The 13,748-nt window shown below is 38.4% G+C and carries 14 protein-coding genes; 12 read left to right on the top strand and 2 right to left on the bottom strand.

All coding sequences use genetic code 11. The features are described 5' to 3' along the window. The first annotated feature begins 138 nt into the window (after window positions 1–138). The 3 genes from minC to minE all read left to right on the top strand — a co-directional run bounded on the left by minC (window position 139) and on the right by minE (window position 2,115). A complete protein-coding gene (gene minC / locus HT99x_RS12495; protein ID WP_083482940.1) occupies window positions 139–936 on the top strand; it encodes a septum site-determining protein MinC in 798 nt (265 codons plus the stop codon). A gap of 76 nt (window positions 937–1,012) precedes the next feature. After that, the gene (minD, locus tag HT99x_RS12500; protein WP_445971448.1) at window positions 1,013–1,825 is read left to right on the top strand and encodes a septum site-determining protein MinD; all 813 of its coding nucleotides are present in this window, start codon (window positions 1,013–1,015) and stop codon (window positions 1,823–1,825) included. Continuing rightward, entirely contained in the window at window positions 1,822–2,115 is a 294-nt protein-coding gene (gene minE / locus HT99x_RS12505) for a cell division topological specificity factor MinE (RefSeq protein WP_075067001.1), read from the top strand. Before minD ends, minE begins: the two co-directional genes overlap by 4 nt. Window positions 2,116–2,161: 46 nt before the next feature. Here the strand turns inward: minE and HT99x_RS12510 are convergent, their stop codons facing one another. Beyond that, on the bottom strand, window positions 2,162–3,850 hold the full coding sequence (locus HT99x_RS12510; RefSeq protein ID WP_075067000.1) for an AMP-binding protein: 1,689 nt from the start codon (window positions 3,848–3,850) through the stop codon (window positions 2,162–2,164). A gap of 361 nt (window positions 3,851–4,211) precedes the next feature. On the opposite strand from HT99x_RS12510, the gene HT99x_RS12515 reads away from it, so the two are divergent. From HT99x_RS12515 to HT99x_RS12530, 4 genes are all read left to right on the top strand, one after another. Next, entirely contained in the window at window positions 4,212–4,799 is a 588-nt protein-coding gene (locus HT99x_RS12515; protein WP_075066999.1) for an outer membrane protein, read from the top strand. Window positions 4,800–4,915: 116 nt separating this feature from the next. Beyond that, the gene (locus HT99x_RS12520; RefSeq protein ID WP_075066998.1) at window positions 4,916–5,134 is read left to right on the top strand and encodes a hypothetical protein; all 219 of its coding nucleotides are present in this window, start codon (window positions 4,916–4,918) and stop codon (window positions 5,132–5,134) included. Window positions 5,135–5,231: 97 nt separating this feature from the next. Next, a complete protein-coding gene (locus HT99x_RS12525) occupies window positions 5,232–7,001 on the top strand; it encodes a coiled-coil domain-containing protein (protein WP_075066997.1) in 1,770 nt (589 codons plus the stop codon). A gap of 67 nt (window positions 7,002–7,068) precedes the next feature. Further along, window positions 7,069–8,307: a hypothetical protein gene (locus tag HT99x_RS12530; protein ID WP_075066996.1), complete on the top strand. Its 1,239-nt coding sequence runs from the start codon at window positions 7,069–7,071 to the stop codon at window positions 8,305–8,307. Here the strand turns inward: HT99x_RS12530 and HT99x_RS12535 are convergent. Continuing rightward, window positions 8,304–9,362, bottom strand: a complete 1,059-nt coding sequence (locus HT99x_RS12535; RefSeq protein ID WP_075066995.1) for a Ppx/GppA phosphatase family protein — start codon at window positions 9,360–9,362, stop codon at window positions 8,304–8,306. The genes HT99x_RS12530 and HT99x_RS12535 overlap by 4 nt on opposite strands. A gap of 211 nt (window positions 9,363–9,573) precedes the next feature. Here HT99x_RS12535 and HT99x_RS12540 point away from each other — a divergent pair, with 211 nt between their 5' ends. The 5 genes from HT99x_RS12540 (at window position 9,574) to HT99x_RS12560 (ending at window position 13,722) form a co-directional block, all read left to right on the top strand. Next, window positions 9,574–9,801 carry a hypothetical protein gene (locus HT99x_RS12540; RefSeq protein ID WP_083482939.1) on the top strand — a complete coding sequence of 76 codons (228 nt, stop codon included), beginning with the start codon at window positions 9,574–9,576 and terminating at the stop codon, window positions 9,799–9,801. 100 nt (window positions 9,802–9,901) lie between these two features. Beyond that, complete coding sequence (locus HT99x_RS12545) at window positions 9,902–10,528, top strand: hypothetical protein (protein ID WP_075066993.1); 627 nt, start codon at window positions 9,902–9,904, stop codon at window positions 10,526–10,528. A 185-nt stretch (window positions 10,529–10,713) separates the two neighbouring features. Beyond that, window positions 10,714–12,168: a hypothetical protein gene (locus HT99x_RS12550; protein WP_075066992.1), complete on the top strand. Its 1,455-nt coding sequence runs from the start codon at window positions 10,714–10,716 to the stop codon at window positions 12,166–12,168. Window positions 12,169–12,255: 87 nt separating this feature from the next. Next, the gene (locus HT99x_RS12555; RefSeq protein WP_259566621.1) at window positions 12,256–13,242 is read left to right on the top strand and encodes a transposase; all 987 of its coding nucleotides are present in this window, start codon (window positions 12,256–12,258) and stop codon (window positions 13,240–13,242) included. A 174-nt stretch (window positions 13,243–13,416) separates the two neighbouring features. After that, the gene (locus HT99x_RS12560) at window positions 13,417–13,722 is read left to right on the top strand and encodes a hypothetical protein (protein WP_075067220.1); all 306 of its coding nucleotides are present in this window, start codon (window positions 13,417–13,419) and stop codon (window positions 13,720–13,722) included. Window positions 13,723–13,748: the final 26 nt, after the last annotated feature.

Consider the following 13,748-nt stretch of genomic DNA (forward strand, 5'->3'; position numbering starts at 1 on the left):
TCCTATTGTGTTACCTAACAATATAGAATAGCGCACTTAAAGACCAAGATGTTGAGGTAACTGATTTAAACAACAGGATTTAACTATAGGACACCCTCTTTTTGCTCCTCTTCTCTTACGTGCCTTTAGAGACAAGATATGCTTATAATGATGTCATTTACCGATACAGTGCTGCCAACAATGAATACCGAAGCTACCTTAAGCAGACCCCTAACCAGCATCGCATTAAAAGGTGGCATGTTTACGCTCACTTCTATCCTTTTGTTAGATACGGATCTTGAAAATTTATCCGAGCAGTTAGACGATAAAATTAATCAAGCACCCAATTTTTTCTTGCATGCACCAATCATTATTGATGTGAGTCGCTTGCGACAACAAGGTGAAGTGCTGAGTTTCCCAGCTCTCATCGCAATGATGCGCGCAAAGAAGCTGATACCGATAGGCGTTAGAGGGGCCGCTAAATCGATTAAGGAAGCCGCTATTGCTGCCGGGCTTGCTCTCTTCCCTGAAGAAAAAGTTGTGGCTAAAAAGCAGCCTGTTGTCGAAAATAAACCACAAGAGACACTTACCACCGCTCCCGTTACGATACGTGCTGAGCCTTTAGGTAATTCTCCGACTCGTGTTATCACGCAACCTATCCGCTCTGGTCAGCAACTGTATGTTCCAGGTGGTGATTTAATTATTCTTGCCGCAGTCAGTCACGGCGCAGAAGTACTTGCTGATGGAAATATTCATGTTCATGGACCGCTACGCGGTCGGGCGCTCGCTGGCGTGATGGGCGATCAAGAAGCCATGATCTATTGCAAAAGTTTAGAAGCTGAACTTGTTTCTATCGCAGGACAATACCGGATTTGTGACGACCTAAAAGACACTTGTTGGAAACAAGCGACCTGCATCCAGCTGGATCAAGGCCGCTTGAACATTCGCTCTATTTAGGTTAAACACTGTAACTATTGCAGTAATGTTTTTCTTCAGAGGAACTCAAGCCTTGAAAAATTCAACCTCCAAAGTCATTGTAATTACCTCAGGGAAAGGTGGGGTCGGCAAAACAACCACTAGCGCAGCTATCAGTGCAGGTCTTGCCAATATGGGTTATAAAACCGCCGTTATCGATTTTGATATTGGCTTGCGTAATCTTGATCTCATCATGGGCTGTGAACGTCGCGTTGTATATGATTTTGTTAACGTTATCAATGGTGATGCTAACTTGACCCAAGCGCTCATCAAAGACAAACGTATTGAAAATTTATACATTCTGCCAGCATCACAAACACGTGACAAAGATGCGCTTTCCAAGGAAGGGGTCGCTAAAGTTATCGAAGAACTCAAAAAAGAATTTGATTTCATCGTTTGCGATTCTCCTGCCGGTATCGAAAAAGGTGCGCTCATGGCCCTTTACTTTGCCGATGAAGCGATTGTTGTTACAAACCCAGAAGTTTCCTCAGTACGCGATTCTGATCGCATCCTCGGCGTTTTAGCAAGTAAATCTAAAAGAGCCGAAGACAAGGAATCACCCATTAGAGAACATCTCTTAATCACCCGATATTCAGAACCTCGTGTAAAACGAGGAGAGATGTTATCGGTTGATGATGTGTTGGAAATTCTTTCCGTACCTTTACTGGGGGTTATTCCTGAGTCACCCGCAGTTCTTACCTCTTCTAACCGTGGTGTACCTGTTACTTTAGATACAGAAAGTGACGCACGATTAGCATATGAACAGGCAGTAAAACGTTTGCTGGGCGAAAAAATTCCCTTTGATTCCTCAGCAAAAAATTGGACACAGAAAATATGGGATAAACTTGCGCTGTTTCGGAGCCCGGCATGAAGATTATCAATTTTCTACGCTTTTTAACGCAAAAAAGGACGCCTGCATCTGTCGCTAAAGAACGTTTACAAATCATTGTTTCACATGAGAGTAACCGTAAAACTGGCACAGATATTATTAAGCAGTTACAAAAAGAGCTGATTGAAGTGATCAGCAAATATATTAAGGTTGATCAAGAACAAATTAAAGTACAGTTAGAACGAAGTGGAGATTATTCTGTGCTTGAATTGAATGTGACCTTGCCTGAAGGTGCAGCACTTGCACACGAGGAAGAAAAAACCGCCTTTTAAGCCTGATTTACTCAAAAGGCCGGCATCTGTACCGGCCTTTTTTTGGCTACTTCGAATGTTTTTTGTTCTCTTCTTCTCGTAATGCTCGACGCAAAATTTTACCCACATTGGTTTTAGGCAGTTCCGTTCTAAATTCAATTTCTCTTGGAACTTTATAACCGGTTAAATCTTTACGGCAATAGGCAATCACTTGTTCAGCCGTTAATGCAGGATCGGTTGAGACAATAAAAGCTTTAACAATTTCTCCGTGTTCATCATTTTTAACACCGATAACCGCAACTTCTTTCACGCCTTTTATCCCAGCGATAACGTCTTCAACTTCATTAGGATAAACATTAAATCCTGACACAATGATGATATCTTTTTTACGATCGACGATTCGTACAAAACCATGCTCATCGACTGTAGCAACGTCCCCTGTATGGAGCCAGCCATCACTGCTAATGACTTCCGCTGTTTTATCAGGTTGATTCCAATACCCCTTCATCACTTGAGGCCCTTGCACACAAAGCTCGCCTGGATCACCCAATGGGAGTTCTTGATTGTTATCGTCGACAATTTTGATGTTCGTTGAAGAAATAGGTAATCCAATAGAGCCATTATAATTTTTTAAGCTCATTGGGTTGATGGTAACTGCAGGACAAGTTTCCGTTAAACCATAAGCTTCAATTAAAGCAACCCCTGTTACTTCCTTCCAATGCTCTGCGACGGCCCTTTGCACTGCCATGCCTCCCCCAAGGGTAAACATAAATTTTGAAAAATCTAATTTTAAGAATTCTTCATTGTGTAACAGCGCATTAAATAACGTATTGACGCCCGTCATAATCGCAAACGTTTGGCGTTTTAATTCTTTAACAAACCCAGGAATATCACGCGGATTGGTGATGAGAATATTGGTGATTCCTGCCCTTAAGAAAACCAAGCAATTCGCCGTGAGTGAAAAAATATGATAAAGCGGCAACGCCGTAATAATGCCACCTTCAATTTTTTTATTTTCGATAAAAGGTTCAATCCAAGCAGATGCTTGTAGAACGTTTGACACCATATTACGGTGAGTTAACATCGCGCCTTTAACACCACCTGTGGTTCCACCGGTATATTGTAAAAATGCTAAATCATCTCCTGTCATCGTAACGGGTTGGAATGCATTTTTATTCTTATGACTTATCACATCTTTGAAAGAGTACGCATGGGGAATATGCCAAGCTGGCACCATTTTTTTGACGTGTTTAACGACCGCATTAACAATACAACCTTTAATACACCCAAGCAAGTCACCAAGCTCAGTAACAACAACATGTTCCACCTGAGAATCTTCTAGCGCTTGCTCTAGTACATGCGCAAAATTCGCCAAAACAACAATACATTTTGCGCCAGAATCTTGTAGCACACGTCGTAGTTCACGGGGTGTATAAAGTGGATTGACGTTAACGACGGTTAATCCTGCACGCAGCGTCCCAAATAATGCCACCGGGTACTGCATAACATTAGGCATCATAATCGCAACACGCTCACCTTTAGCAAGATGACATGTTTTTTGTAAAAAACCAGCGAAGGCCTGACTTTTATGATCAATCTCTTCGTAGGTCAGCGCGACTCCCATATTGGAGTAACATGCCCTATCTTTAAATTTCTGAAAACTTTCCTCAGCCAAAGCAACCAGCGAGGGATACTGATCGGGATTAATAAACTCTGGAACACCAGAGTCATAGCTTTTTAACCAAATCTTTTCCACAATGATCCTTATGAAGCAATTCCTGCATCTTTTCTCTTGCTATCAACGATAGCAAATATTCTATTTGTTGGTAAATAAACTAATAATATATATTAAGATAGTAAGCTTATTAAACAATGTGAGTGAAATATCTTTTCTTAGTGTACTTTCTTTTTAATTGCTGAATACTATTTTAATTATCACTCCCTGTTTTTTTCAGCATTTATAAAAACAGGGTTACATAATCGCCTCATTTCACGTTCATTTTTTACCATAAGAAAAAATATTACATATTGCATGCGTTATTTCTTTATTTTAGAATCGCGAACTCATTCATGTCTCACATGAAATAAAAATCTCCTATAAAAAAATTGGATGTAGTATGAAAACCAATAAAATTTCCCTCGTTTTACTTTCAACACTTTCACTTTGCGCGATAGATGCTATTGCTAATCCTTATGTTAGCGGTCAATTTGGCGTATACGGCACCCGCGATAGTAACAATGTGTATGATAATCTTTTTCATAGCCACAAAGCACGCGCAACGGGACGCATCGGTGCAGGCTACTTATGGGATGTCAATCCTTGCACTGAATTAGGCCTTGAAGGCGGCGTACAAGGCTACCAAAAATTAAGAGAAAGTTACAATAACGTGGAAGCAAGCCTTCGTCGTTATAGCATTGATGTGTTAGGCGTTGTTGATTATTACCCAACTGTTCATGGTTTTGATCTTTTTGCTAAAGCAGGCGCTGCGTATATTCGTGAAAAAGCGACGATTCATCTTGATCATTTTGATGCATCCGCGAGAAAAGGGGCTGTTGTACCTAAAGCCGTTATCGGCGCAGGTTATGACATTATCAATAATGTCAATGTCAATCTTGCATTGAGTCATGAATTTAAACGTAGCAACGCTTACTTCTTTCCCGCTGCAACCTCGGCAATGATAGGCGCGAAATACACATTTTTCTAATCTCTGTTGTGCCCTCTTCACCATAGCGTAAGAGGGCAATCTATTTCATTGACTATTAACCACACTGACGACATAATATCGCCACTCAATAAATCAAAGTAACTCATTGGTGTTTTATGCAAACTCTTAATGTTGCGGAAATCGTTCAAGTCAATGGTGGCATTTACAATGAACTATTATTGACCTCTGTCGCTATTTTCTTAGCTGGTGCGACATATAAAGCATGGGATGCCTTGAAAAATTCAACCCCTACTCCAACAACCGATACCAACAATGCTGATGCTTATTATGATGGAGCAATGTGGTATCTCAACAATGGTGGGCACTGCGCTTAATTATCCTGTTTTGTAACGCTTGCAGCCTCACCTATTACTGGAACTTTGTCCTATGGGTTCTGTCAAAAAAGGTAAATCGATATGAAAAGATTTACTTATGTTGCAAAAAACTCAATTTAGCATTTTCGATTTACAAGGATTTCACCGTACCCAAGAAACATTGGATAGACTTTTGCTGCGCAAAGATTATCGCGACAGTGAACCTACACCTCAAGAAAAGCTGAATAACCCCAATGCCACCACCACTAAAAACAAAGAAGCCCTTTTAGCCAAAGCCTGCCAAGAACTTAAAATTGATAATATTATTTACGAATTCAAGTCGATAAATCCTGCAAATGATAAAACAGCTCTGGCTGCATTTAACGAGCAAAAAAATTGGCTTGACTTAGCGCTTGCTATCAAAATCAATCGTGAAATTGCCAGACTGCTTGAAAAAGAAGCCCTAGAAATATTTCTTTTTGAAGAAAAAATGAAAGAGTTTCGAAGAAGATTACCTGAGCTATTGGCTCAGGAAAAGCGCGAAGCGATGCAACGCAATGGCAATGCTGCAATTGCGCAAAGAATGGAAATGGAAGCCGCACTACTTGTCATGCTAAACCAAATACATGATGAATCGATGAAGCAACTAAATAGCATTTTTGATCAAGTAGAACGCATTGCCCATCAATACGATGAAATTCAAAAAATGCGTGAACAATGTCATGAAAAACACATTTCCAATATTGATAATGCGCTCAGTGATTTTCAAATTGAAGGACATAAAATTTTCACACCAGATGATAAGCAAACGATAAAACGCTTATTGGCGGAGAAAAATCAACTCATCAATCAAATAGAGAAATGCGAACAAAAAATCGAACATGTAAGCGAAGCTATAAAAAAAGACAAGGTGGCGCTTTCGCAAATACGTGCTGAAATTTCAGATCTAGAAAAAAAAGAAATAATCAATACTGACAATCCTTCTGCAGAAGAAAAAGCCTATTTAGCTGAAGAATTTAAATTATGCGAAGAAGATGCTCAATCACAAATGGAAGAATTTATCTGTTATCAAAATTTGCAAGCTTTACAAGTTGAAAAAGAAGAACTTGAATCACATTCCAACGATGAGGATCAAGAAGAAAACCAAGAAGAAAAAAGAAAGCTGATGAAGAAGATCGATAAAATCTCAGGTGAAGAAACACGTTTGCAAGATAAAATAGCAGAATTAAAATCACAACAAGCAGAAATAGCTGCCCAGCGCCAAGAAAAGTACGACAAATTCATGGATGGTTTAGGATCTAAAAATATAATCACTGCTTCCATCAAAGCGGCTCGCATCAAACAATTAAAAGAAGAAGAAAAAAAACTAGAAGTTAGAATTCAAAGAAATGAAACCAGGCTGACAAAGCTAGAAGGAAAACGTGAAAATTTATCGGTTGCATTGCACGGTGTTATTGATTCTATCGATAAAACTTTTGATAAAGCAAAGAACTGGGCTCACGGTTTATTTTCGAAAAAATCTTCTCCTAAAACAGATTCTGATAAATCAGCTGAAATTGAAGCACTTGAAAAATTAGAACAGATCCAACAAACCGTAGAAAAAGAAGCTGAACTTGACAGAACGGATGATAAAAAATTTGCAGAGCAAGCTAAAGACTGCAAATTACAAATGCATGCCTTAGGCAAAAGAGCAAATGAAATCATGGCGACAGGAGCAAGTTGCGGTGCTCTGATGGGCCTTGTTTCACCACGCAGCCAACACGCACAAACCATTAACCAGCATCAGAAAGACCAAGAACAATTAAATAACAAAATACAGGAAAAGATTAGCAGGACATTTATACCGGGAGCTGGTCTTGGGCTTAGCGTTGGTGCAGGTTATAGTTAATTTTATAGTGGTCAAAAAGATGGAACGGCTAAATTAGTATATATCTGTAGATTTAAGGTGAACGTTTATGAAATTATTCAATAGCATTTTAATCGCCTTACTAGTAACAACAGCGCCTGTGATCGCAACTGCTGATGAAGGCGCAGATACCTTTTTTTTATTAGATGTCAATAGAGAGTGTTTTTCAACAGAACATATCTTAGGCAGCGATTCTGCTCTTAAATACCAAGCACCCAAAACACTGAATAATTTTGACATGGCTGTATTTAAAAGTCAGCCTCTGCGTAGCGGTTATCCTAAAAACCGTCAAGAATTAAAGAAACTGGTGGATGACTTTTATGCTAATGGTAAACGTCCCAAGTCAGATGAATATTTCAACTTAATGAATCAGTTCACACCCGATGCCATTATTGCTATCGTTGAATCTACTTTAAAAGACGAAGACGCCCTTAAAGAAATTGCCAAAGATTCTTATCGCCATGTAACTGATTTTACTAAAATTGTTTTAGTTCAAGGTGATAAATCCAATAATTATAAAGTACGTTTGCATCTATGGTGGCCGCAAAAGGATAGTGTTGCAAAAAAATTAGCGGTAGAAGATAAACATGTTCACAAATGGGATTTTTCTTCACGCATGTTTGCTGGCAAATTTGAAAATCAAATTTTCACTACCCGTAACGCGAGTGAAAAAGAAAAGCAAATACATGATAACTTTATCACTCAAGTTGAAAAATTACCGAAAGACGAACAAAAGAAAGTTTTTGAAAGTTTAAACATGATAGAAATGGCATTATATAAAAAATCCATGTTTCATAATAAGCAATACTTATGCTCTTTAAAACAGGAGGAGTATTATACTTTAAAAGATTTAATGAAAAAATTTAATTTGACGAAAGATGAAGTTCAAATTATCTTATCTGCTTATCAGCGTTATATCACCGAACCCAATGTAACCGGTGAATATCACTTGAAGAAAATTGGTTTAGAAATGCTTAATCCACCCATCTTATACAACATTGCCGATGGCACCATCTATGTGGAACGTTATCAATTAGCACATCGTTTGATTTCTAATCCTAACGATATTACCGTAACAATGGTTGTGACAGCTCCTCCTATCAAAGAGGCAGATCCTTATCTTTTAATGCGAGAAGAAACGGGTGAAGATATTACAAAAAATGCGCCCAAACTTAGCGTAGAAGATCTTCGAAAAGAATTAACGATGTTTTTAGAATATATGAAAGCAAAACAACGAAAACAGGATGAAACCAAGAAAACTGAAAAACCTAAAGAATTAGTTCATTAGCAGTATTTCTTTAGGTCTCTAGCCGGTGACAAAAATGGCACCGGTATATCTTGGAGCAATCCTAATGTGTTACTCACATTTAATGGTTGCATTTGGGAAATGCCTAATCTCTGCATCATCGCCAAACTCAGAATAAGCGTAGGCAGTAAAATTTGTGCAAAATTGATGTTTTCTTCAACAGCGAGTAACTCTTCATCCGATTTATCTAATAATGCCATGATTGTCTTTTCAAGATTATCTGCGCTGTAGCTAACACCCGCTCCTACAATTTTTTCAATAATGGGGTAAATAGCAACGTTATGTACAGCCCCGACACACATAACAGGAAGATTCTCTTTAATGAGTGATTTTAAACTTCCCATGTCAGCAATAGATTGGTCTATTAACTTCATTGCAACATTTTGTGCCAATTGATATTTTTCTTCTGAAAATGGATTTAATGATACAGTAGAATTATTTAATGATTTTTGTAACTCGCCGGTAAAGGTTTCAACCCCCAGATCAATCCCTGCTATTTGCAGTGCATCGTCTGGTGACTTATACACAAACTGCATACTGCCACCACCTAAATCAAAAATAATCTTATCTTCTGACAATTTAGTTTTTGCAGAATAGTATGCTAATAAACCTTCTTGCTTATAACTAATAATATCAATGGGAAAACCGACGGCTTCTGATATTTCTTGAACGACTTCTTTACCATTTTCAGCTTGACGAAATGCAGCTGTGGCAACTGCATAATGTTCTATTTTCTGATCACTCGAGCTATTACAAATTTCGCTTATGAATGCTTTTAGAGAATCGATAGCCAATTTTACAATGTCAGGTGAAAACTGGCCTTTATTTAACCGAAGATTGCGGGCAAATTGTATGGGCAAACGCTTATCTAATACAACTTCTTCTACGTTACCATCTTTTTGTAAAATTTTTGAAATAACCGTCGTCTTAATACCACCAGAACCAATATCGTAAGCTATTTTGGTGATTGGTTCTGCTGCGCCTGCAGCTGCTGTTTCTGTTGATCCGGTTTTAATTTCAAAAGAAGGATTAAGCATGAAAATTACCTTACAAAATGCATACTACAGCATAATTATTATTCGTTGAAATCTCAGCTAAAAAAAGATAGAAGGTTTCAAACTACAGATTAGTACCCATAAAAGCGTGCATGACAATGGGTTGCATTGTTTGCTTATACAGTTTTTGGAGAATCATCATTGCGCGATATATAATTAAATGAATAGACCTCTCATTGCAAGGCGAAACGCAGTGAAAATTGCCTCCAACGTTATTGGAATATTATTGATCATATTTGGTATTGTCGCTTTGTCTTATCAAGGTTTTAGCTATACCAAGACCGAAGATGTGATTAAATTTGGTGAACTTAAAGTGACAGCGCAAACCAAGGAACGTGTGCAAATTCCTCCCATAGCTGGTGTTATATCCGTCATTGCCGGTATTGCGGTGATTGCACTGGGTCGATTTGGTAAAAAATAACTTCGTCATAGGTCATTCTTTTATCGTCCCTCTCTATAAACATTTGCCAGCCCTGTTATCTTGGGCTATGGCTTAGTAAAGTGGTTAAAAGGAAAATTGTATGATGTTATTGAATCCCCAAACAGCTTTTCACCAATGCGTCGACGTTATTGCGAATGCCTGGAAAAGCCCATCGATTTATCAAAAAATGTCTGTTATTCCGGCTGCACTTTTCGCTCTAGTGCTTGCGGTTCCTGCAGCACTACAATATGGTTTACTCAAAAGCATTATTGAACCATTACAGAAAACAACACAAGAACGTGCCGTTCTTCTTAACAATCAAGTGCAATCAACCCCAATCATGAGCAAAGTGAATCATCTTGATAGAAATTTAGTTGAAATAGACGATCCTAATCCTGTCTCAGCCTTAGCAACCTTACAGGGCTTATTGCAAACACATCCTGATAAGATCCCGGTGTTTTCAATCAAGACGCAACAAGCTGTGAATCAATATTTAAAAGAAGTGAATCAGCTTGCGCTACATCGCAAAACTGCTGATTTCTCCGAAACGCCTATTCAACCCTTTTTTGCTAACCAGCATTCAAGTGAGGTATCTTCACAAAATATTGAAATAGACCGTCGCAAACCTGCATCCTTAAATGCGTTTAAACCTCAACAAAAACCATCAGATACCTCGACTGAAGCAAACAATGTAACCTCACCTAATCCAGCCAGACGCCCCTCTTAAAATTAAGGACACCCAAAATAAAGGCGCAGGACACCCAAAATTACCTTTAGGACATCCAAAAAGCTTAAGGTTTCTTTGCTTTTATTGTTTCATTCAGACTAAATCAGTAAAATGAATCTTAAATCCACGTTATAAGTAAACTAACATAATTTTATTTTTGTCTGGGAAGTATTGGGGGATAATTAATGCTAGGTGGACTCGTAAACAGTGTAACCAAATTTACCAGTAAAGTTGTTGCTCGAGGTGTTGTTCGTGATGTGGCACAGCTGGTTGATCCACAAGAAGCAGATAATAGTTTAATTGGCAAATTGGCTCACGCTGGTCAACAATTGAATTTGCTTGCTCAAGGGCAGCCCTTACCTATCGCTGGGCCTTTAGAAGACAATCGAGAAGAATCTCTTATCGATGCCCAATTACGACTCGAATTCGCTTTTGGTGAACGACTTTCACATGATTTTGCTTATCGGAATATCACTCAACAACAGACTGTTGTTTCATTACTCGAAGAAGATAACACTGTCCGTCATTATCAATTAATTAAACTTAGCTCTGATCATCAAGGCATTGATGGAAATATCTTGATCCCTCATTCCGATTCTAAACGAAGACGAGTCTATGTGAACTTTCGAGGTTCTGATCCCAGTGTACTCGCAACGTTACATCTTGATTTAGAGAGTAACGCGGGTGAAGAATCGTTTCATCGTCATTATGCCAAAATAATGAAACAAATTAATGCTCATATTGGTACCGTCTCAGGCCCAAAACAAAAGCCCGTCGAACTGATTATTTCTGGGTATAGCCTAGGTGGGGCACTTAGCCAGCATTGCTTCAATCTATCAATGTTACTGTCTGCGTTACATTTAAAAGCAGATTTAGAAAAAGAACAAGTTGATATCGAAACACAAGAACTTATTACAGCTGCGCAAGATATAGTCGATCAACATTTGTTTAAAGAATTTAAAATAGACCCATTAAAACTCTCACTTGCAGATTATCAACATTTTTCTGCTGTGCAAAGTTTTAAGATCAATACTTGGGGTTCTACAGGCGTTAGTAAAAGCATTGAAGGCTGTAGTAACTTAATTGCTGATATTTTAGTTAATCATGGCAAGGACGTTATTGGCCGTTTTGGCGTTAATATTCTTGATATTGTTCCTCGAACAGGCGATGCAAGAATTTTGTCTGCTTGTCAGGGTGACATCATTTATATGAGAGTTAAAGATACCAATGCAGACCTAGGACGCTCCCTCCTTTCAGGGTGCATTTCCGGCGTAGCAGCCGGGATGTTTATGGGAGGACCTTTTGGCGCCGTTGTCGGAACCGCAACAGCCATTACTCAAGGATTACGCCCAATTGGGTTAGCGCATAGCTGCCTTAATTTTGGCAGCACTGGTGAAAAATTAGCCGGTAAGCAGTATGAAACGATATTTAATACATCCCTTTGCGATGCGAAAGAGATAGCTCATGATCCATTAGCCGTTTTGTATCATCCTTACCTAATACACGCAAAAGAAACGCTGCGAAAGGCAGGTGATGTTGGTGCCAAAATTAAAGAAGAAGCTTGCAAAGGAATTGTTGTGGGATTAGCCCATGTGCATAAGATTGTAGATAAAGCAAAATCACCTAAATTAACAACCTAATCCCTTCTCGCGGGACATCCAAAAATAGTTGATATCTGTACTGCAATAGGTTTATATTACACATATTGCAGTACAGGATGTTGATGTATGACAACTGCTCGCTCCCATCAAATCGATTTAAGCGCTACGCCTTATTATCATTGCATGACCCGCTGCGTGCGCCGTGCTTACTTATGCGGTCATAATAAGGAGACAGGAAAAGATTATTCCTATCGTAAAGATTGGATAGTCTCACGAATTAAATATTTAGCTGATATTTTTGCTATTCATATCTGTGCTTATGCCGTCATGAGTAATCATTATCATCTCGTCTTATTTGTTAATGACACATTGGCTTCGCAATGGAGCGAAGAAGAAGTGCAGTCACGCTGGGGCCAGATTTTTCCTCAAGATGCAAAATCATTAAGCAGCTATTCAAAGAAGGAAGCAGCTTATAAAGTCTCTTTATGGCGGCATCGTTTAATGGATATTAGTTGGTTTATGCGTTGTCTAAATGAAAAAATTGCAAGAGCATCAAATAAAGAAGATGAAACCAAAGGTCGCTTTTGGGAAGGACGCTTTAAATCCCAAGCATTATTAGATGAAGGAGCAGTTTTAAGTGCCATGGCTTATGTCGATTTAAATCCTATTCGTGCTAAAACAGCTGAAGCATTAGAAACTTCTGATTTTACTTCCATTCAAGAACGTTTACAGATGTTGGCTAAACAATTAAAGCAAAAGAATGCTATTAATAAAACACAACAACCAAAGCACTTAATGCCATTAAAAACACCTCACCAACATCAAATGCCAAAGATTGGTTTTGCATTAAAGGATTATCTAGATTTAGTTGATTCAACAGGACGTGTAATACGTGAAGGGAAAAGAGGTGTGATCCCTCAAAAAGTATTACCGATATTATCTCGTTTAAATTTGAATCCTAAAGAGTGGGTTAACATGGTTGAACATTTACAAAATCGCTTTTCTTATGCCATTGGGCATAGTGCTAAGTTACTCAAATTCAATTGTGAAAATAGACACTATGGTCCGAAAGGGATCCTTTACTCAAAAAAATACTATTTTACCGTTGCATAATTCATCACAGTCACATCTAATCATTATTTCTCAAGTTTATTATTATACTTAATCTCAATAATTGCTTTTTATGGTAATTATACTATTAATATCATAAGCATCATTAAATAGCTTTTAGCTTTTTGAACAATTTGGATGTCCTTTATTTCCCTCATTTTTAAGGAAAGCAACGATATGAGAGTTCTATCAATCGATGAAATACCGATGGTGGCAGGTGGTAGTGTAGAATTTCTTGATTTAGCTTATTTATGGGCAGGCTATCATTCCCTAGGAATGGGGATCACCACTTTTGTTGGTGCTAGCATTGGTGCTTCAATGGGAGTATTCAACCTATTATTTCCAATAGAAGGCACTATCCCTATTGCTGGATTACTTCCAACCGCTTCATTGATTTTACTCCCTTGTTTACTAGGCGGAACGATTGCATTTTTAGAATATAATGTTGCTAATTATTGTGCCTCATGGGTAGCAACACTATGAAGCACAATAATTTTTAGTTGTCCCAA

This window comes from Candidatus Berkiella aquae (assembly GCF_001431295.2).
GTDB classification, from domain to species: Bacteria; Pseudomonadota; Gammaproteobacteria; order Berkiellales; family Berkiellaceae; genus Berkiella; species Berkiella aquae.

What these genes read in the sequence shown, in the direction of transcription:
- HT99x_RS12555 (WP_259566621.1), top strand. Translation starts at nt 12,256, where the DNA reads ATGACAACTGCTCGCTCCCATCAAATCGATTTAAGCGCTACGCCTTAT.
- HT99x_RS12515 (WP_075066999.1), top strand. Translation starts at nt 4,212, where the DNA reads ATGAAAACCAATAAAATTTCCCTCGTTTTACTTTCAACACTTTCACTT.
- HT99x_RS12520 (WP_075066998.1), top strand. Translation starts at nt 4,916, where the DNA reads ATGCAAACTCTTAATGTTGCGGAAATCGTTCAAGTCAATGGTGGCATT.
- HT99x_RS12560 (WP_075067220.1), top strand. Translation starts at nt 13,417, where the DNA reads ATGAGAGTTCTATCAATCGATGAAATACCGATGGTGGCAGGTGGTAGT.
- HT99x_RS12535 (WP_075066995.1), bottom strand. Translation starts at nt 9,362, where the DNA reads ATGCTTAATCCTTCTTTTGAAATTAAAACCGGATCAACAGAAACAGCA.
- HT99x_RS12525 (WP_075066997.1), top strand. Translation starts at nt 5,232, where the DNA reads ATGTTGCAAAAAACTCAATTTAGCATTTTCGATTTACAAGGATTTCAC.
- HT99x_RS12530 (WP_075066996.1), top strand. Translation starts at nt 7,069, where the DNA reads ATGAAATTATTCAATAGCATTTTAATCGCCTTACTAGTAACAACAGCG.
- minC (WP_083482940.1), top strand. Translation starts at nt 139, where the DNA reads ATGCTTATAATGATGTCATTTACCGATACAGTGCTGCCAACAATGAAT.
- minE (WP_075067001.1), top strand. Translation starts at nt 1,822, where the DNA reads ATGAAGATTATCAATTTTCTACGCTTTTTAACGCAAAAAAGGACGCCT.
- HT99x_RS12545 (WP_075066993.1), top strand. Translation starts at nt 9,902, where the DNA reads ATGATGTTATTGAATCCCCAAACAGCTTTTCACCAATGCGTCGACGTT.
- HT99x_RS12550 (WP_075066992.1), top strand. Translation starts at nt 10,714, where the DNA reads ATGCTAGGTGGACTCGTAAACAGTGTAACCAAATTTACCAGTAAAGTT.